This is a genomic window from Streptomyces sp. NPDC029014 (assembly GCF_055564695.1).
The window spans coordinates 1-19817 of the sequence record NZ_JBVHVT010000124.1; the positions used below are offsets into that span (position 1 = coordinate 1).

At 74.2% G+C, this 19817-nt stretch carries 12 protein-coding genes and 1 tRNA gene; 7 read left to right on the top strand and 6 right to left on the bottom strand.

All coding sequences use genetic code 11. The features are described from left to right. Nucleotides 1-391: 391 nt before the first annotated feature. Nucleotides 392-928 (bottom strand): MarR family winged helix-turn-helix transcriptional regulator, encoded by a 537-nt coding sequence (locus tag ACZ4VL_RS37655; RefSeq protein WP_385849787.1) that lies wholly within the window; start codon nt 926-928, stop codon nt 392-394. Between the two features lie 124 nt (nt 929-1052). Here ACZ4VL_RS37655 and ACZ4VL_RS37660 point away from each other — a divergent pair, with 124 nt between their 5' ends. After that, a complete protein-coding gene (locus ACZ4VL_RS37660) occupies nt 1053-2381 on the top strand; it encodes an MFS transporter (RefSeq protein WP_468209612.1) in 1329 nt (442 codons plus the stop codon). A 79-nt stretch (nt 2382-2460) separates the two neighbouring features. Here ACZ4VL_RS37660 and ACZ4VL_RS37665 read toward each other — a convergent pair whose 3' ends face one another. Next, on the bottom strand, nt 2461-4242 hold the full coding sequence (locus ACZ4VL_RS37665; RefSeq protein ID WP_468209615.1) for an ATP-binding SpoIIE family protein phosphatase: 1782 nt from the start codon (nt 4240-4242) through the stop codon (nt 2461-2463). Between the two features lie 154 nt (nt 4243-4396). Beyond that, on the bottom strand, nt 4397-5920 hold the full coding sequence (locus ACZ4VL_RS37670) for an NAD(P)/FAD-dependent oxidoreductase (RefSeq protein ID WP_468209586.1): 1524 nt from the start codon (nt 5918-5920) through the stop codon (nt 4397-4399). A gap of 339 nt (nt 5921-6259) precedes the next feature. Here ACZ4VL_RS37670 and ACZ4VL_RS37675 point away from each other — a divergent pair, with 339 nt between their 5' ends. Both ACZ4VL_RS37675 and ACZ4VL_RS37680 read left to right on the top strand, forming a co-directional pair. After that, a complete protein-coding gene (locus tag ACZ4VL_RS37675) occupies nt 6260-7033 on the top strand; it encodes a TetR/AcrR family transcriptional regulator (protein ID WP_468209589.1) in 774 nt (257 codons plus the stop codon). 261 nt (nt 7034-7294) lie between these two features. Continuing rightward, nucleotides 7295-9334: a sigma-70 family RNA polymerase sigma factor gene (locus tag ACZ4VL_RS37680; protein WP_468209591.1), complete on the top strand. Its 2040-nt coding sequence runs from the start codon at nt 7295-7297 to the stop codon at nt 9332-9334. A 31-nt stretch (nt 9335-9365) separates the two neighbouring features. Here the strand turns inward: ACZ4VL_RS37680 and ACZ4VL_RS37685 are convergent, their stop codons facing one another. Beyond that, a complete protein-coding gene (locus ACZ4VL_RS37685; RefSeq protein ID WP_468209594.1) occupies nt 9366-11600 on the bottom strand; it encodes an asparagine synthase-related protein in 2235 nt (744 codons plus the stop codon). A gap of 685 nt (nt 11601-12285) precedes the next feature. On the opposite strand from ACZ4VL_RS37685, the gene ACZ4VL_RS37690 reads away from it, so the two are divergent. The 4 genes from ACZ4VL_RS37690 to ACZ4VL_RS37705 all read left to right on the top strand — a co-directional run bounded on the left by ACZ4VL_RS37690 (nt 12286) and on the right by ACZ4VL_RS37705 (nt 17986). Next, on the top strand, nt 12286-14019 hold the full coding sequence (locus ACZ4VL_RS37690) for a sporulation protein (protein WP_468209597.1): 1734 nt from the start codon (nt 12286-12288) through the stop codon (nt 14017-14019). A 19-nt stretch (nt 14020-14038) separates the two neighbouring features. Beyond that, a complete protein-coding gene (gene lhgO, locus ACZ4VL_RS37695; RefSeq protein WP_468209600.1) occupies nt 14039-15271 on the top strand; it encodes an L-2-hydroxyglutarate oxidase in 1233 nt (410 codons plus the stop codon). Nucleotides 15272-15812: 541 nt separating this feature from the next. Beyond that, nucleotides 15813-16625: a tRNA (guanosine(46)-N7)-methyltransferase TrmB gene (gene trmB, locus ACZ4VL_RS37700; RefSeq protein WP_468209603.1), complete on the top strand. Its 813-nt coding sequence runs from the start codon at nt 15813-15815 to the stop codon at nt 16623-16625. 50 nt (nt 16626-16675) lie between these two features. Next, nucleotides 16676-17986, top strand: coding sequence for a PrsW family intramembrane metalloprotease (locus ACZ4VL_RS37705; RefSeq protein WP_468209606.1), 1311 nt, complete (start codon nt 16676-16678; stop codon nt 17984-17986). Here the strand turns inward: ACZ4VL_RS37705 and ACZ4VL_RS37710 are convergent. Then, the gene (locus ACZ4VL_RS37710) at nt 17895-18887 is read right to left on the bottom strand and encodes a M23 family metallopeptidase (RefSeq protein WP_468209609.1); all 993 of its coding nucleotides are present in this window, start codon (nt 18885-18887) and stop codon (nt 17895-17897) included. The genes ACZ4VL_RS37705 and ACZ4VL_RS37710 overlap by 92 nt on opposite strands. Nucleotides 18888-19263: 376 nt before the next feature. Beyond that, nucleotides 19264-19337 (bottom strand) — tRNA-Met (locus ACZ4VL_RS37715). Nucleotides 19338-19817: the final 480 nt, after the last annotated feature.

Here is a 19817-nt window from a genome sequence, read left to right on the forward strand (position 1 = left end):
TCTGGCGTTGATTTTTGGCACGCTGTTGAGTTCTCAAGGAACGGACGCTTCCTTTGTACTCACCCTCTCGGGCTTTCCTCCGGGCTTTCGTTCTTCGTTTCCGACTCTATCAGACTCTTTCGGGCCTGACCCCCAGTCAGCGGGGTTTGCCTTCCGGGCTGTTGGGCCCTTCCGACTCCCAGAACTCTAGTGGATTTCCCGGCCGATTCATAATCGGCCTTCCAGAATTAATTCGGGCATGCCGAATTAGCTCCCGGTGGGAGATCGTGCAGAGTTGGGTGCCGCTACGAGGCGGCGGGATGGTTGTGACCAGAACCTTTCGGCTCTGGGACAACCCGCAGAACTTTACGGATCGCGAGGGGCTGTGTCAACCCCCTCATCGGCGGGTCCGTCAGCTGCGCGGCTGGAGGTCTTCGACCCGGTCCAGCAGGCGCGTCAGCATGTCGCCGAGCAGGCCGCGCTCCTCGGTGGAGAGGTCCTGGAGGAGGTCCTCCTCGAAGAGGGTGGCCGCGCGCATGGCGTCGAGCCACTTGCTGCGACCCTCGTCGGTGAGCTCCACGATGACGCGCACCCGGTTGGACTCGTCGCGCTCCCGCGTCACCAGCCCCTCCGCCGTCATGCGGTCGATCCGGTGGGTCATCGCCGCCGGCGTCAGGCCGAGCTGCTTCGCGAGTTCGCTCGGGCCCATCCGGTACGGGGCCCCGGAGAGCACGAGGGCCTTGAGGACCTCCCACTCCGCGTTGCTGATGCCGAGGGCCGCGGTCTGCCGCCCGTACGCGACGTTCATGCGGCGGTTGAGGCGGCTGAGTGCCGAGACGACCTTCTCCACCTGGGGATCGAGGTCCTGGAACTCGCGCTGGTAGACGGCGATCTGCTCGTCGAGGCTCGGCTCGTGGACGGGCGCAGTGCCGTCGGGGGTGTCACCCATGGTCCGAAGTATCGCACGAACCCGTTGGCGTCTAACTCCTTCGATGTGTACTCTTAAGCGTCGAACTTTAGGTGTGAAGTCTTCAGGCTTCAGCTATCAAGGCAGGTGAAAAGTGACCAAGGTGATGGGCGCCGCGATGCGACGGATCCAGGCCGGCAACGCGCTGACCGCGTTCGGTATCGGCTTCACCGTCCCGTTCCTCTACATCTACGTGGCGCAGGTGCGAGGGCTCGGCTCCATGGCGGCCACCAGCGCGTTCGTGGCCTTCGCCGTGAGCGCGCTGATCGCACTGCCCTTCACCGGTCGCGTCATCGACCGCCGCGGTCCCGTCCCCGTGGTCATCGGCGCAGCCGTCGCCGCGTCCGCGGGCGCGCTGGCACTGGGGCTGTCCACGGGCATCGTGCCGATCCTGCTGTCCGCGCTGGCGCTCGGCGCCGGGCAGGCCGTCATGCAGCCCGCCCTCGCCACGATGATCGTGTGGTGCTCCACCCCGGCCACCCGGACCCGGGCCTTCGCCCTCCAGTTCTTCATGCAGAACCTGGGGCTGGGCATCGGCGGCCTCATCGGCGGCCAGATCGTCGACGAGAGCCGGCCCGCCAGCTTCACCCTGCTGTTCGGCATCGAGGCCGTGATGTTCCTGGTCCTGGCCGGCGTCATCCTCACCGTGCGCATGCCGCACGCGCCGAGCATCAAGGACGCCGTGCCCAAGGACCCGGCGCAGTCGGGCAACGGCTGGACGCGGCTCGTGCAGCACAAGACGATGGTCCAGCTGCTGGTCCTGGGATTCGTGATCTTCTTCGCCTGCTACGGGCAGTTCGAGTCGGGCCTGGCCGCCTTCGGTACCGAGGCCGCCCGGATCTCGCCGTCCACGCTCGGCCTCGCCCTGGCCGCCAACACCGGTGCGATCGTCCTCGCGCAGTTCGCGGTGCTGCGGCTCGTCGAGAAGCGCCGCCGGTCGCGAGTGATCGCGCTGGTCGGCCTGATCTGGACGGTCGCCTGGGTGATCGCCGGGTTCTCGGGGCTGGGGCACGGCAGTGCGGTGATGGCCGCTGCCGCGTTCATCACCACGTACGCCCTCTTCGGGATCGGCGAGGCGATGCTGTCGCCGACGCTCGCGCCGCTCGTGGCCGACCTGGCACCGGAGGGCTCGGTGGGCCAGTACAACTCGGCCTTCGCGCTGGTCAAGCAGCTCGCGCTGGCGCTGGGGCCGCTGGGCGTGCCGCTCGGTGCGGGCGCGCCGATGCTGTACGTCGCGGTGTTCGTCGTGGTGTCGCTGGGCATCGCCCGGCTGGCGCTGCGGCTCGGCGCGCAGCTGAGCCCGGTGCAGGACCGGCCGTCGCTGGCGAAGGCGGAGCCGGTTGCGTCGGGTGGCGCGAAGGCCACGGCCGGGGTTGCCGGTGCCGGGGTTTCGCGTGGTGCTGCCGTGGTCGCTGCGGAGCCCGTGGCCGCGTAGCGTACGTATATACGTATAAGTGTGCGAGGGAGGCTCGGTCCTGGGACCGGGCCTCCCTCGTCTTCGTCCCGTGTTCCGGCTACTTGTCCGGCAGGGCGAACTCGCACCAGACGGCCTTGCCGCCGCCCGGGGTGCGACGGCAGCCCCACGACGAGGCGATGGTGGCGACGATCGAGATGCCCCGGCCGGTCTCGTCGCCCGGTTCGGCCCGGCGGCGCCGCGGCAGGTGGTCGTCGCCGTCGGTGACCTCGACGATCAGCCGGCGGTCGGTGCGGCGCAGCCGCAGCCGCATGGGCGGTGTGCCGTGCTGGAGGGAGTTCGCGACGAGCTCGCTCGCGGCGAGGACCCCCAGGTCGCACAGCTCGACCGGGAAGCGCCAGGAGGTGAGGACGCCCTGGGCGAAGGCGCGGGCGCGCGGGGCGGCCTCGACGCCGCCGAGGAGGTCGAGGGCGGCGTTGTGGAAGAGCTCGGCGTCGGCACCGGTGCGGAGCGGCTGCTGGAGGACCATGACGGCGACGTCGTCGTCGTGGTCGGCGTCCACCCCCAGCGCCCGCATCAGGCGGTCGCAGATCACGGCCGGGGTGCCCTGGGCTCCGGCGAGGGCGCGCTCCAGGGCGGCGACCCCCTCGTCGATGTCCTCTCCGCGGCGTTCGACGAGGCCGTCGGTGTAGAGGACGGCGGTGGAGCCGGGGCCCAGCGCGATGGTGCCCGAGCTGTGCAGCCAGCCGCCGGTGCCGAGCGGCGGGCCGGTCGGGTCGGCGGCGCGGCGCACGGTGCCGTCGGCGTCGCGCACCAGGATGGGGAGGTGGCCCGCGGAGGCGTACGCGAGCAGGCCCTCGTTGGGGTCGTGGACGGCGTAGACGCAGGTCGCGATCTGGCTGGCGTCGATCTCGGCGGCGAGGCCGTCGAGGAGCTGGAGCACCTCGTGCGGGGGCAGGTCGAGGCGGGCGTACGCGCGGACCGCGGTGCGCAGCTGGCCCATGACGGCGGCGGCGCGCACCCCGCGGCCCATGACGTCGCCGATGACGAGGGCGGTGCGGCCGGCGCCGAGGGTGATGACGTCGTACCAGTCGCCGCCGACGGCGGCCTCGGTGCCGCCCGGGTGGTAGGTGGCGGCGATGCGCAGGTCGTCGGGCTGCTCCAGCTCCTGCGGGAGGAGGGAGCGCTGCAGGGTGACGGCGGCCTCGCGCTGGCGGCGCTCGCTGGCGCGCAGCCGCTCGGCGGCCTCTGCGTGGTCGGTGACGTCGGCGAGGTGGATGAGGACGCCGGTGTGGTGGGGGTGCGGGTCGGCATCGCTCTCGGGGGCGGCCTTGGGGAACTCGACCGGGGTGCAGGTGACGGTGTAGCAGTTGGCGCCGCCGGGGGCGGTGCGGTTCTTGGCGGTACGGGACTTGCCGCTGCGCTGGACCTGGTCGAGGAGCGGGAGAAGGCCGAGCTCGCCGAGTTCGGGCAGGGCCTCGTGGGCGGGGGCGCCGACCGGGCGGGGGCCGAAACCTGCGGTGTAGGCGTCGTTGACGTACGCGACGCGGTGCTCGGGGCCGTGGACGAGGGCGACGAGGGCCGGGAGCCGGCCGAGGACCTCGCGTACGGAGAGCTCGTCGAGGGAGGGCACGGCGGGGACGGGCCCGCTGCCGGTGCCGCTGCCGCTGCCCGGGCTGCCTGCGCCCTGGCCGGTTGCGGTGCCGGAGTCGGTGGGGTCGGCCGGGCCGCCGTCGGGGGCGGTCGCGGGGCGGCCGGCTGCGCCGCGGGCGGCCGGGACGGCCCCTTCGCCGCGCTTGGCCTGGGCGGCGGCGTGTTCGGACCGGGCGGCGGCGCGGCGCTGCGTTCCGGGAAACCGGGCGCTCCAGCGCGTGAAGTTCACTGCGTTCAAGCCTCGTGGTGTCGCAAGTGGTCGCGGTCGCTGTCGTCGCTGTATCGCTGGGTGGGTCGGTGTGGATCGCTGGACGGTGTCACTCTGCGCAGGTGTGAGCACACCTATGGTCACACGTCCAGTGTGGCCGACGGCACTGACAGCGTCAGCCCTGCTTTTCCTGCGGGGGTTCGGGGGCGGGTGGCGGGGGTGGTGCCAGGTGGTGCCAGTGGCCGCCACCGGCGGCGAGTTCGAATTCTGCCCTGGGGTGTTCGAGGGAGCCTAGGGAGACGATCTCGCGTTTGAAAAGGCCGGAGAGGGTCCATTCCGCGAGGACGCGCATCTTGCGGTTGAACGTGGGGACCCGGCTGAGGTGGTATGCGCGGTGCAGGAACCAGGCCGGGTAGCCCTTGAACTTGCGGCCGTAGATGTGGGCGACGCCCTTGTGGAGGCCGAGGGAGGCGACGGAGCCGACGTACTGGTGCGCGTACTCGGTGAGGGCCTCGCCGCGCAGGGAGGCGAGGAGGTTGTCGGCGAGGACCTTGGCCTGGCGGACGGCGTGCTGCGCGTTGGGGGCGCACTCGCGGCCCGGTTCGGCGGCGGTGATGTCGGGGACGGCGGCGGCGTCGCCGGCGGACCAGGCGTTGTCGACGCCTTTGACGGTGAGGAAGGCGGTGCAGACGAGGCGGCCGCGTTCGTTGCGGGGGAGGTCGGAGGCCGCGAGCACCGGGTGCGGTTTGACACCGGCGGTCCAGACGAGGGTGCGGGTGGGGAAGCGGGCTCCGTCGCTGAGGACGGCGACGCGGTTCTCGCAGGAGTCGAGGCGGGTCTCCAGACGGACGTCGATGCCCCGGCCGCGCAGTTCGCGGACGGTGTAGACGCCCAGCTCGGGACCGACCTCGGGGAGGATCCGGTCGCTGGCCTCGACCAGGACCCACTTCATGTCCTCGGCCTTGACGTTGTGGTAGTAGCGGGCCGCGTAGTGGGCCATGTCCTGGAGCTCGCCGAGGGCCTCGACGCCGGCGTACCCGCCGCCGACGAAGACGAAGGTGAGGGCGGCGTCGCGGATGGCGGGGTCGCGGGTGGAGGACGCGATGTCCATCTGCTCGATGACGTGGTTGCGCAGCCCGATGGCCTCCTCGACGGTCTTGAAGCCGATGCCGTAGTCGGCGAGGCCGGGGACGGGGAGGGCGCGGGAGATGGACCCGGGTGCGAGGACGAGCTCGTCGTACGCGATCTCCTGGGGGCCGGTGGCTTCGTCGGCGGTGGCGAGGGTGGCGACGGTGGCGGTGCGCTTGGCGTGGTCGATGCTCTTGGCCTCGCCCATGACGATGCGGCAGCGGTCGAGGACGCGGCGCAGCGGGACCACCACGTGGCGGGGGGAGATGGAGCCGGCCGCGGCCTCGGGGAGGAAGGGCTGGTACGTCATGTACGGGTCCGGGGTGACCACCGTGATCTCGGCTTCGCCCGCCCTGAGCCGCTTCTGGAGCCGGAGGGCCGTGTACATGCCGACGTAGCCGCCGCCGATGACGAGGATGCGCCGGGGTCCGGATGCGGCGGGGGGCGGGGCGTCCGGGGCGGGGCGGGGGGAGGTGTCCGTGGTGGAACCGGCGGCGGGCGTGGCGGAGCTGTCGGAGGTGGCGGGCGTGTTACCGGGGGCCGTGCCTCGGGAGTTGGCTGCCTTCACCATCCCATGACGCAACGTGGCTGGGAGTTTGTCCACAGGCCTGACACATTGTGTGACCGGAGGGGACGGTGGGACAGGGCTCTCGGACGGCTCGGAAGTGGGTGGAGTTCCGCAGGTCAGAGGGTGCGGAGAGGGTCCTTCCGGAGGCCCGGATCGGAAAAGTGGGGGCGAATGCTCCGATCGGGCGGCGGCCCGACGGGGGCTGCCTCTTCTGAATTGACTCTGGCTCAACTATGTTCGTATCTCGTCGAGGAGTAAGACCGGGGCCACTGACCGTGGCCAACCTCGACACGAAGGCGGGGATGTCTCCGGGGGGAGACAAGCGATCACCGGGGGATACATATGAACATGTCCGATTTCCATGGTTCTGCGACTGCCCTCTCGACCGAGAGCAACAGTCGAGTGATGACCGGCGGCGGCACGACCACCGCAACCGGGGTGGGGCGCACCACGCCACTGCGCGTCGACGCCCAGCGCAACCTCGAGCACGTGCTGCGTGCTGCCCGCGAGGTGTTCGGCGAGCTGGGCTACGGGGCCCCGATGGAAGACGTGGCGCGGCGCGCGCGGGTCGGTGTCGGCACCGTGTACCGGCGCTTCCCCAGCAAGGACGTCCTGGTCCGCCGAATAGCCGAGGAAGAGACCGCCCGGCTGACCGAGCAGGCCAAGACCGCGCTGGGACAGGAGGAGGAGCCGTGGCAGGCGCTCTCGCGCTTCCTGCGCACCTCCGTCGCCTCGGGCGCCGGGCGGCTGCTGCCGCCGCAGGTACTGCGGGTCCGCTCCGCCGAGGACGCCGAGGAGGTTCCGGAGCTGCGTGTTCCGCAGCAGCGGCAGGCCGCTGAGGCCGGGGCTCCCGAGCTGCGGGTCGTCGGTGCGCGGACTCCCGCGGAGGACGAGCCGTCGGCGGACGCGGGCGCGGGCGCGCTGCTCGAGGTGGTCGGCCGGCTGGTCGACCGCGCCCGGGAGGCCGGTGAGCTGCGGGCCGACGTCACCGTGGCCGACGTGCTGCTGGTCATCGCCACGGCCGCGCCGGCGCTGCCCGACGCGGCTCAGCAGGCGGCGGCTTCGGCCCGGCTGCTGGACATCCTGCTCGAAGGGCTGCGCTCCCGCACGGCCTGATCCCGCATCAGGAGGCGTGTGCCGGGCCGCGGGTGCCGGGTGCTCCGGGGCCGGGCGCGCCCCTTCGGTCGGCGTGGCACTGCGGGCCGGTGTTCCGCGGGGCCGGGTTCCCGTTCACTCGGGCGGGTGAAGGTCAAGCCCGGCACTCCGCCCGGCGCTCCTCGTACGGGTGGAAGGCGTGGAGCGGGGTTCGGCGCGCGCCCCCCGTGTGACAGGCTTGAACGGTGTACCGGTTGAGTCTGGCGTGCGGGAGCTTCCGCGATGAGCGTTGACGGTCGGGAAGAACCGATCGGTGGTGCCGGCGGCGAGGTCGAGGCGCAGAGCCGGCCCGTACGGCAGGTCCCGGCCCAGCGCGAGCCACACGGCCGGCACGCCCGCCCCGGTGTCGCCGGAAGCGAGCTGCCGCCGTCCGACGGCGATCTGATCGCCCGGATGCGCGCCGGGGACGACGGGGCGTACGCGGAGCTGTTCCGCCGCCATGCCGGTTCCGTACGGCGCTACGCGCGGACCTGCTGCCGGGACGGGCACACGGCCGACGACCTGACCGCCGAGGTGTTCGCGCGGACGCTGCAGGCGGTACGCGGCGGGGCCGGCCCGGACCAGGCGGTGCGGGCCTATCTGCTGACCACGGTGCGGCGGGTCGCCGCGGCCTGGGCGAAGACGGCCAAGCGCGAGCAGCTCGTCGAGGACTTCGCGCTGTTCGCGGAGCAGGCGGCCGCGGGCTCCGAATCCGGCGGCGGGATGTCCGGGCTGTCCGGGGCCGACGCCCTCGAAGCGGGCGCGGACGTCCGGGCGATGCACGAGGCCGAGCAGTCGCTGGCCGTGCAGGCCTTCCGGAGCCTGCCCGAGCGGTGGCAGGCCGTGCTGTGGCACACCACCGTCGAGGAGTCCCCTCCGAGCGCGGTCGCCCCGCTGTTCGGGCTGAGCGCCAACGCGACCGCGGTGCTGGCCGGCCGGGCCCGGGAGGGCCTCAAGCAGGCCTACCTCCAGGCGCACGTGAGTTCTGCGCTCAGCGCGGGCGGGGACTGCGCGCGGTACGCGGACCGGCTGGGCGCCTACGCCCGGGGCGGGCTGCGGATGCGGGCGGAACGGGGGCTGCGCAAGCACCTGGAGGAGTGTGCCAGGTGCCGGCTGGCCGCCGGTGAGCTGAAGGACGTCAACGCGGGCATTCCCGCACTGCTGCCGGTCGCGGTCATCGGGTGGTTCGCCGCCGGGTACGCGGCCAAGGCGGCCGGTGTGGTGGCCACCGGCGGTGTCGTCGCCGCGGGAGGCGCCGGAGCCGCGGCCGCCGCTGCGGGGGCCGCCGGCGCCTCGGGCGGGTCCGCCGCGGGTGCGGCGGTTGCCGGCGGGGCTTCCGCCGGCGGTGCGTCCGCCGCGGGCGGGACGGCTGCCGGCGGGGCTGCGGGGGGTGCGGGGTCCGGGGGCGGGGTCGGGGGGGCGGTGCTGTCCGAGGGCCTCGGGGTGCCGGCCAAGGCCGCACTGGCCGCCGGGCTCGCGGTCGCCGCGGCCGCCGGGGTGGTGTTCGCGCTGTCGGGGGACGAGGCCGATCCGGTGCCCCAGGCGAAGCCCGCGCCCGGTGTGACCGCGCCGGCCGTCCCGGCGCCGCGTCCGTCGAGCCCGGCTCCGGCCCCCGTCCCGGCCTCGTCCGAGCCGCCGGCCGCGGAGGAGCCCGTACCGCCCCCGTCGGAGCCCGCGGCGTCGCCGCCCGCTCCTTCCCCGTCGGCGTCGGCGCCCCCGCCACAGGCCCCTGCGAAGCCCGCGCCGACGGTGCCGGCCTCCGCGACGCCCAGCCCTGCGCCGACGAAGCCCGGGCCCACACCCCCGAAGCCCACGCCGACGCCGACGCCGAGCGCGCCGAAGCCGGCGCGCGGGTACCAGCTGGCCGGGCTCGCCCACTCCGTGTTCGGCGACCACAGCGGCCCCGAACTGCAGACCTGGCGCAGCAGCTGGGTGTGGCAGCGCTGGGGGCTGGAGATCGCCGACCGGCGCTACGCGCAGGGGATCACCGTGAACTCCCGTTCCTCGGTGGAGATCGCCCTCAACCGGCAGTGCAGCGCGTTCTCGGCGCGGGCCGGGGTGGACGCCCTGTCACGGCCGTCCGCCGGCAAGGTCCGGTTCTCGGTGTACGCGGACGGGCAGCGGCTGTGGCAGTCCGGGACGCTCGGCCACGAGGACCCGGCAACGGTCGTGAACGTCTCCCTCGACGGGCACGAGACGGTGCGGCTGGTGGTCGAGCAGGTGGGGCACGGCCGGATGCCGACGCTGGCGAGCTGGGCCGACGCGGTGATCAGCTGTCGCTGAGGAGCCCCACCGCCTCCGCCCGGGCCCGGGATCAGGAGAGGGCCGGGCGAGGCGTGGGGACGCCGTTCGGGACGGCTCGGCGGCGGGGGGTGGAGGTGCCGGTCCAGCAGGTACCGCGGCGGTTGAGCAGGCGGCCGAGCCACAGCTCCATGGAGACGAGTTCGGCGAGGCCGTCCAGCGGGACGGGGCGGCCCTCGGCGGCGTCCAGCAGGGCCTGTTGGACGACGCGGGCCTCGATCAGGCCGGCGTCGGCGAGGAGCGGGGTGGTGAAGAGGGCCAGCAGGGAGGCGAGGGCGGCGCGTAGGCCCAGGCGGGTGGCGGTCTCGTTCGGGGTGTGGGCGGCGGCCCCCCAGCCCGGGGGGAGTTCGCGGATGCCGGCCGAGGAGAGCACGCTGCGCAGGATCGCGGCCCGCGCGCCCGGTTGGACGCGCAGGGACTCGGGGAGGGCGCGGGCGGCCCGGACGACCTGGTTGTCGAGGAAGGGGGCGTGCAGGCGCTGGCTGCGGACCTCGGCGGCCTGTTCGAAGACCCGGTGGTCGGCGGCGTGGCGGGCCAGGGCCGACCGGGCGCGGGCCTCGCCGGGCCGCAGCGAGACCGGGGGCCGGCCGGCGGCGGCCGCGAGGCGGATCGATACTTCCGCCAGCGCCTCTCCGGTGAGCCAGCCGGCGGCCGGGCCCGGCCGGGACCAGGTGAGCGCGGCGAGGGAGGCGTCGACCGGCCCGGACGAGGGCCCGTCGCACACGTCGCCGTCGCGCAGCCGGGCCGCGGCGGCCTCCATGCCGGTGCGGTAGGGCGTACGGGCCAGGCGGCGGGCCGCGGAGTAGACGGAGAACGGGACGAGGAGGGAGGCGGGCGAGTCCGCGGGGGCCGAGCGGGCGAGGGCGGCCATGGGGCGCAGCAGGTGGCGGCGCCGGCGGTCCATGAGGAGGTCGGCGAGGCGGGCCGGGTGGGCGTCGAGGACCTGGCGGGCGCCGTGCCCGACGAAGTGGTCGGCCGAGCCGGCGGCGAGGCGGCGCCGCTCGCGGGCGGCGGAGACGAGCGAGGGCCCGGGTTCGTCGGTGAGGGGGCCGTCGAGGTCGGCGTACGGGAGGGCTTCCTCGGCCGCGGCGACGACGACGTGGTGCAGCCGGGGGTTGGCGGCGATGGCGTGGGCCCGTTCGAGTTCGGCCTCGCGGCCCCGGGGGGTGGCGAGGTCGTTGAAGGTGACGGCCAGCAGGCGTTCCCCGGTGCGTCTGGCGATGGTGCCCGGTTGGCCGGGCAGGCCTGCGGCGAGCAGTGCGAGGGTGGCGGAGGCGCTGCCCCCGGACAGGTCGGCGCCGACGCCCGGTACGGGTGCCCCGCGGGCCGCGCGCCGGTCGGCGGGGCCCATTCCGGGCACCGGCCCGGGGTCGTGCGGCAGGGTGTCGGGAGCATGCCTCGGTGCCGTGAGCCGGGCGCGCACCGCGTCCACCAATGCTTCGCGTACGCCCTCCACCGCCCGGTCGGGGTCGGCGGCCGGGGCGGCCACGGCGAGGGAGGCCACGGGCTCGTACCCGGTGATCTCCCGCGAGCCCTCGCGCAGGATCAGGGCGTGCCCGGGCGGGATGCGCCGCACGCCGACGTACGGTGTGCCGTCGCCCAGTGCCTCGGGGCTGTCGGGGCAGGCTAGGAGGGCGGCGAGGTGGCCGATGTCGAGCTGCGCCTCGATGAGGTCGGCGAGCGGGAGCGCGGCGGTGGCGTACGCGGTGCCGCCGGCCCACGGCGTGTGGAAGACGGGGCGGGTGCCGGCGAGGTCGCCGACGACGGTGATGCGGCGGCCCGTCTGGACGACGACGGTGTGGCTGCCGGACCACTGGGTGAGGTGGCGCAGGGCCCCGCCGCGGGCGGCGACGAGGGCGCGGCGCAGCTCGGCGTCGGTGGCGCCGCAGCAGCCGAGGACGGCGATCCGGGTGAAGGGGTCGGCGGGGTCCGCGGCGAGGGTGCGGATCTCGTCGGGACGCCAGTCGCCGACGGCCCACAGCGGGTCGGGGTCCCCCCACAGGAGTTGGGCGCCGACCGGGACGACGGTGCGTTCGGCCTCGTGGCCTGCGGGGTCGTCCGGGTGGGAGGCGTCGGCGATGCCGCCGGTGATCAGACCGGTGCCGTCGAAGCGGGGGGGCGGGTCGTAGGCGGCCCGGGTGCCGTACGGGTCGTGGCCGCTGCGGTCGCCCCGGCCGGCGTGGCCGGAGACGCGGCCGGCCGTGCCGAAGCTCGCGGCGATACTGCTCCACCCCACCAACCAGCGCACCGCCGCCTCCCCAGCCCGTGGGCAATCGACCGGGGCGTGCACGGGCCGGGCAGCATGAGGGCGCGGCCGGCTGGGCCCCGGGTGGCTCGGGGTCCATGCTGCCACGAGACGGGCGTGCGGGAGTGACCGAGGAGGGCGCACGTACGAACGAACACGCCCTGGACACTCGGTATTTGACGTTCCGTTCCCCCCGCCCCATAGGTCGGTTTCGGCCATTCTTCCGGCGGTACCGGGTGCGGTGCCCGGCGCGGTGCCCGATGCGGCGGGCGGGCGCGGTCCGGGAGGCGGGATGCACCCCCCGGACCGTTCCGCCACCCGCGGGGATTGAGGCAGCGGCATCCCCCGGCCCGCCGGATCCACGCAGCGGGCCGACCCACGCACCGCACATCGAATCGCCGGGGCCTGGTACCGGCCAGAGCGCACGGGCGGGCGCACGGCCACACGGGCGGAGCACGGCAGGGGGCGCGCCGGGGGGCGCGCGCCCTCGGCAGGGGCCCGGGCCCGACTGTGCGAGCGGACAACAATCCCGCCATACGGAAGTCGGGGCCTTAACGCTTGGGAGGCGGGGAACTACGCTGGGTTTACGAAATGCCGGGCGCCTATGCCCCGGTGGCGCACGAGGGCCCGCGAGTGCCTGTGCGTGCGTATGAGTTGTGTGCGTTCCGCGTTCGACGAGGGGTGGCGCATGTCCAGGGAGCTCCGCGAACCCAACGAGAAGCTCGGCGCCGTCCTCGCACTGGCGGGCATCAGCAACGCCGGACTGGCCCGGCGCGTCAACGACCTCGGCGCACAGCGCGGCCTGACGCTTCGTTACGACAAGACCTCGGTGGCCCGGTGGGTGTCCAAGGGGATGGTGCCGCAGGGCGCCGCCCCCCATCTGATCGCCGCCGCGATCGGGGCGAAGCTCGGGCGGCCGGTGCCGCTGCACGAGATCGGGCTGGCGGACGCGGACCCCGCGCCCGAGGTCGGCCTGGCCTTCCCGCGGGACGTGGGCGATGCGGTGCGCTCCGCGACCGACCTGTACCGGCTCGACCTCGCCGGCCGGCGCGGTGGCGGCGGGATCTGGCAGTCGCTGGCCGGCTCGTTCTCCGTGTCGGCGTACGCGACGCCCGCCTCGCGCTGGCTGATATCTCCGGCCGACAGCTCCGTCGCGCGGGAGCCCGTCGCCGCCGCGCCCTCCCGCCCGGTCGGGGCGGTCGCCCCGGTCGCCCCTGCTCCGGTCCGTCCTGCTCCGGCCGGTCCGGTGGCCGCGGTCGGCCCGGTGGCCGCGGTCGGTCCGGTCGTCTCGGCCTCCCCGCCCATCTCCTCCGGTTCCGCTTCTGCCGGTGCCGCTGCATCCGCTTCCGCCTCCGCCGTCCCTTCCGGCGCCTCGTCGTCCCCCGCGTCGGCGGTTGTGCCCGCACCGCCCTCCGGCGAAACGCCGCATGCGCCGCCCCCGGCACCGCCCCTGCCCGCGGTGCCCCCGGTCCCGACGGTCCTCGGGCTCTCTGACTCCTCCCCGCAGCGCGTCGGCCACAGCGACGTGAGCAAGCTCCGCGAGGCCGCCGAGGACGCGCGCCGCTGGGATTCCAAGTACGGCGGCGGGGACTGGCGTTCGTCGATGGTGCCCGAGTGCCTGCGCGTCGACGCGGCGCCGCTGCTCCTCGGCTCGTACAGCGACGAAGTGGGCCGCGCCCTGTTCGGGGCGACGGCCGAACTGACCCGTCTGGCCGGGTGGATGGCCTTCGACACCGGGCAGCAGGAGGCCGCCCAGCGCTACTACATCCAGGCGCTGCGCCTGGCCCGGGCGGCCGCGGACGTGCCGCTCGGCGGGTACGTCCTCGCCTCGATGTCGCTCCAGGCGACGTACCGGGACTTCCCCGACGAGGGCGTGGACCTGGCGCAGGCCGCCGTCGAGCGCAACCGGGGCCTGGCCACCGCCCGCACCATGAGCTTCTTCCGGCTGGTCGAGGCCCGGGCGCACGCGAAGGCCGGCGACTCGGCGGCCGCGGAGGCCGCACTGCGGGCGTCGGAGGGCTGGCTGGAGCGTGCCCGGGACGTCGACCCCGACCCGACCTGGCTGGGTTTCTACTCGTACGACCGTTTCGCGGCGGATGCGGCGGAGTGCTACCGGGACCTCAAGCTGCCGCGGCAGGTGCGGCGGTTCACCGAGCAGGCGCTGTCCCGCCCCACCGAGGAGTACGTGCGCTCGCACGGGCTGCGGCTCGTGGTGAGCGCGGTCGCCGAGCTGGAGTCGGGGAACCTCGACGCGGCGTGTGCGGCCGGCGCCCGGGCCGTGGAGGTCGCGGGCCGCATCTCCTCGGCGCGGACGACCGAATACGTACGGGACCTGCTACACCGCCTGGAACCCTACGGGGACGAGCCGCGCGTCGCGGAGCTGCGGGAACGGGCCCGGCCGCTGCTGGTGGCCCCCGCGTAGCTGCGCTGTCGGTGGCGGGGTGCAGTATGCAGGGGTGGGAGGTGGCAGCTTGGGCAGGCTCGACTGCGATGTGCTGGTCGTCGGTGGTGGCATCGTCGGACTGTCGACGGCGTACGCCCTGTCGCGCCTGGCGCCGGGGACCCGGGTGGTGGTGCTGGAGAAGGAGCCCGGCCCGGCCCGGCACCAGACCGGCCGCAACAGCGGGGTGATCCACAGCGGCATCTACTACCGGCCCGGATCGCTGAAGGCGCGCTTCGCGGTGAGCGGCGCGGCCGAGATGGTGAAGTTCTGCGCGGAGCACGGGATCGCGCACGAGGTCACCGGCAAGCTGATCGTCGCCACCGGGCGGGAGGAACTGCCGCGGCTGCACGCGCTGGTGCAGCGCGGCCGGGAGAACGGCATTCCGGTACGCGAACTGGGCCCGGCGCAGATCAGCGAGTACGAGCCGGAGGTGCGCGGGCTCGCCGCGATCCACGTCGGCACCACCGGCATCGCGGACTACGGGCAGGTGGCCCGGCAACTGGCCGAAGCCTCCGGGGCGGAGATCGTCTACGGCGGGGCGGTGGACCTCGTCTCGCGACGCCCCTCGGCGGTGGCGGTGCGGACCTCCGCGGGCGTGGTGGTCCGGGCCAAGGTGCTCGTGAACTGCGCGGGGCTGCAGTGCGACCGGATCGCGCGGCTCGCCGGGGACGACCCGGGAATGCGGATCGTCCCGTTCCGGGGTGAGTACTACGACCTGCTGCGGCCCGAGCTGGTGCGCGGGCTGGTGTACCCGGTGCCGGATCCGGCGTTCCCCTTCCTCGGGGTGCACCTGACGCGGGGCATCGGCGGCGGGGTGCACGTCGGACCGAACGCGGTCCCCGCCCTCGCCCGCGAGGGATACGGGTGGGGTGTGGTCCGGCCGCGGGACATCGCCGACGAGCTCGCCTGGCCGGGATCCTGGCGGATGGCCCTGCGGCACTGGCGGTACGGAGCCGGCGAGATCCACCGCTCGCTGTCTAAGGCGGCCTTCACGGAGGCGGTGCAGCGGCTGCTGCCGGGGGTCACGTCTGCGGACCTGCGGCGTTCGGAGGCGGGAGTGCGGGCGCAGGCCGTGCTGCGGGACGGGACGCTCGTCGACGACTTCCTGATCCGGGAGGCGGAGCGGACCGTGCACGTGCTGAACGCGCCGTCGCCTGCGGCTACGGCTTCGCTGCCGATCGGGCGGGAGATCGGGCGGAGGGCGCTCGGCGCGATGCGGGACGCCGCCTGACGCCGGAGTCGCCGTCCGGTGGGGCCGCCGTCTGGTGGGGCCGCCGCCCCTGAGCTGGGGGCCGGCGCCCCCAGGGGCGTCCCGCCGGGGGAATCCAGGCTGCGGCCCGCGTCCCCGAGGGCGGGGCCCGGACTTGCCTCGGGGAGCTCCCGCCCTGCCGGCCGGGGACGGAGCCGCCGGGCGGGTGGCGGGTGCCGCTGCGCGGAGCTGCTCCCCGCCCCGCCCTTTCACCGTTTCCCGGGGCTCCGCCCCGGACCCGTCCGGGCGCTGCGCGCCCCGGTGCGCTCAAACGCCGCGCGGGCTGGACGTGCCCCCGGACGGATTCGTCCGGCGTGCTCGAACGCCCCGCGAGCGGGACTCACCGCGCGGGATGGACTCGGCGGCGCCTGCGGGGGATGGACTCGGCGCGGGGTCGGATTGGGTCGGGGATGGATTGGGTCGGGGACGGATTGGGTCGGGGACGGACTCGTTCGGGGACGGACTCGTTCGGGGTGGGCGGGGCGGGCGGGGGGTGGGGTGGGGGTCGTAGAATGCGGGGATTGTGTCTGAGTCCCGTACCCCCCAGCCCAACCTCCCGGAAGCCGCGCCGGAGGCGAACTCCTACGTGCCGCCCAAGTGGCGCACCGAGCCGCGGTTCCCGGACGGGCCCGCGCCCGACCCGGCCGGCTCGCACCACGAGCGGCGGATCCGCAGCTTCCAGCCGCGCCGCAGCCGGGTCACGGTCGGGCAGGGCGCTGCCCTGCAGCGGCTCTGGGGCACCTGGGGCCTGGACATCGACGGCCGCGAGGTGATCGACCTCGACCGGCTCTTCGACGGGCTGCCCGTCGTCCTGGAGATCGGCTTCGGCATGGGCGAGGCGACCGCCCAGATGGCCGCCGCCGACCCGGACACCGGCATCCTCGCCGTCGACGTGCACACCCCTGGCCAGGGCAACCTGCTCGCCCTCGCCGAGCGCAACGGGCTCACCAACGTCCGCGTCGCCAACGGTGACGCGATCATCCTGCTCCGCGAGATGCTGACGCCGTCCTCCCTGCAGGGGATCCGCGTCTACTTCCCGGACCCGTGGCCCAAGGCCCGCCACCACAAGCGCCGCCTGATCCAGCCGGAGTTCCTCGACCTGGCCGCGACGCGCATGGCGCCCGGGGCGGTGCTCCACTGCGCGACCGACTGGGAGGACTACGCCGAGCAGATGCTCGAAGTGCTCACCGCGCACCCGGAGTTCGAGAACACCCGCGAGGACGGCGGCTACGCGCCCCGGCCCGACTTCCGGCCGCTCACCCGCTTCGAGGGCCAGGGCCTCGACAAGGGGCACGTCGTACACGACCTGCTCTTCCGGCGGGTGGAGAACACCTGACCTTCCCGAAGGTCACTCCCCGTGTCGGAACGGGTCGTTAGAGTCATCACGTGTTCCGAGTCCGTGTCCGTGCGTGCGTGTTCGCCGTGCTGGGCGCATCGGGGCTGACGATCCTCGAACTCGTTCGGGAGCAGACCGGCACTCCCGGGTTCCTCGTCGGCCTCGGCCTGGCCGTGCTGCCGGTGCCGCTGCTCATGGCGGCCTTCCGGTGGCTCGGCCGGGCCGCGCCCCGACCCTGGGCGCAGCTGTTGTTCTGCTGTGGCTGGGGCGCCTGTACCGCGGCCCTGATCGCCATACTCGCCAACGACTTCGCCACGGAGTGGATCTCCGCGGCGACCGCGGATCCCGACGACGCCGACCGGCTCGGCTCGGTGGTGATCGCACCGGTGGTGGAGGAGAGCGCGAAGGCAGCGGCGCTGCTGCTGGTCTTCGCCTGCCGAAGAAGGACGTTCACGGGCCCGGCGGACGGGTTCGTGGTCGCCGGGTTCACCGCCACCGGGTTCGCGTTCACCGAGAACGTCCTGTACCTGGGCAACGCGTTCACGGAGGACCTGCGCAGCGGGGTCGGGGCGCTCGACTCGGTGACGGCGGCGACGTTCTTCGTGCGGATCGTGCTCTCGCCGTTCGCGCACCCGTTGTTCACGGTGCTGACCGGGCTCGGGTTCGGTGCGGTCGCCGCCGGCCGTCCGCGGGCCGGGCTGCTGCGGGCGGGGCTGCCGCTGCTCGGCCTGGTGCTGGCGATGGGCATGCACGCGCTGTGGAACTGCTCCTCGCGGCTCGGCGAGAACGGCTTCTACTGGATCTACGGCTGCGTGATGGTGCCGGTGTTCGGGGGGCTTCTGGGCCTTGCGGTGTGGATAAGGCGCCGCCGGCTGCGCGCCGTCGCCGGGGAGCTCGCGGTGTACGCGGCCGCGGGCTGGCTGGCCCCGGCCGAGGTGCCGGCGCTGGTGTCGATGCCGGCCCGCTCGCTGGCCCGGGCGCTCGCACGGCGCAGCGGGGGCCGGGCCGCGGGTCGGGCGGTGGCCCGGTACGAGGCGGACGCCGCCGCGCTCGCCCTGCTGCGGCACGGGGCGCGCAGCGGTCCCGCCGGGGATCCGGAGTTCGCGGGGCAGGAGCGGGAGCTGCTGCGCCGGCTGTGGCTGCGCCGGGCGACGGCGGGGCCGGCGCTGGCCCGGGCGGCGGTCCTGGAGGACCTGCTGCCGCGGCGGCCGGACCCGGGCGTGCGCGGGTTCGTACCGGCGGCCCGGAGCGGCGCCGCCGGCGGCCCGGTTACGGCGTCAGGCCCTTGGAGCGGAGCCACGACAGCGGGTCCACCGTGGAGCCGCCCTTGCGTACTTCCAAGTGGAGATGGGGCCCGGTGACGTTGCCGGTGGCGCCGACCCGGCCGATGGTGTCGCCGGCGCCGACCTGGCCGGAGGTCACGGACATCGAGGACAGGTGGCAGTACCAGATCTCGGTGCCGTCCTCCAGCTCCAGGACGATCCGGTAGCCGTACGCGCCCGACCAGCCGGCCGAGGTGATCTTGCCGGCGCCGACGGCCTTGACGGGCGTGCCGGTGGGGGCGGCGAAGTCGAGGCCGGTGTGGTGGCCGGAGGACCACATCGAGCCGGCGGCGCCGTAGTACGAGGTGAGCGTGTACGAGGAGGTCGGCAGGGAGTAGCTGCCGGCGGACTGGGCGGCCCGCTCCTGCTCGGCCTTGGCCGCGGCGTCGGCGGCCTCCTTGGCCTGCTTCTCGGCGGCGGCGCGGGCTTCCTCGGCGGCCTTCTCGGCCTCCTCGCGCTTGGTCTTGGCCTCCGCGGCGGCCGCTTCGCGCGCCGCCTGCTCGGCCTGGACCCGGGTCTGGACGTCGGTGGCTTCGTGCTGGGACTCGGCTTGCTGGAGGATGCGCGTGCGCAGGACCTCGCCGGCGTCGGCCTGGTCCTGGGACTGCGCGGCGGAGGCTTCCGCGGCCCGCGGGCCCGCGTCGGCGCGGCGGTCGTGCGCACCGGAGTCGTCGCCGGTCAGGTCGGGCAACGAGGGCATGGATATCGGGACTTGGGGGCGGTTCTGGGCGGTGGCGATACCGCCGGCGCCGACCGCGGCGATGATGCCGACCCCGAGGACGGTGGAGCTGCGGGCAAGTCCCCCGCCGCCCTTGGCGTTCCGGTGCTTGCCGCGGATGGGGCGCACCGAGTCCTCGGTGGGGTTCCACTCGCCCCAGGCGCCGGCGGACGGCGGCTCCTGGCTCTCGACGCCTTCGCGGGCAGGCAAGTTGGAGGCCACCGGGGCACGCTCCTCAGGGATACGCACGCGCAGGGCACCGCCTCTTGCGACGGCTGGGACGACCGCGCTGCGTTATCGAACGGTAATAGACACCGGGGAATGATTCCAAGCCGTTGCGATTGATCGTTTCGGCCAACCCGCGGCACACTGGCCACAATTGGCCCAGATTAATCCCCGCTAACCGGATCAAGTCGGGCATAACACCCCGGAATTCCGTATCTCTTCAGCCACGCCAGCATCTTGACGACCCGTCACAGAGCTTGCAGAGAGCGCCACTTCACTTACGCAGCGTAGTGAAGATGGAGAGGTGACCGGAGTGACCGCAACGGTGAACGACGAAGGCCCGGCTCCAGAGGAGCCGGGCCTTCGTACTGAGTAGCGGGGACAGGATTTGAACCTGCGACCTCTGGGTTATGAGCCCAGCGAGCTACCGAGCTGCTCCACCCCGCGTCGGTGAACACAACCTTACGCCATCGGAAGGAGGGCTCGTACCCATTTAAGGGGCGAACCCCTACCCCGGCCGACATATCCGCAGGTCAGCGGCGCGCAAGGGGCTCGAAGTAACTGCCTCGGGCAGCGGCCCGCCCTCCCCGAAGCGATCGTCGGACAGGAGTTCCGGCTCCGCCGGGCCGGCAGCAGGGCGGCCGCGGCCAGGAAGGGCGCCCAGGAGCCGGGGCCGAGGTGACGGCGGCCCCGGCGCCTGCCGGCGACGACAGGCCGCCTGCGGGGCCATGAGCGGGCCGTACGGCGGAACGCCTCGTGCGGCCCTCCTGCAGGAGCCCTACCGGTCCTGAAAACGCAGGGGCGGGGGGGGGGGGGGGGGGGGGGGGGGGGGGGGGGGGGGGGGGGGGGGGGGGGGGGGGGGGGGGGGGGGGGGGGGGGGAGAGGGAAAACGAGGGGCGTGTCCGCCCGGTTTCCGCTCTCCTCGTC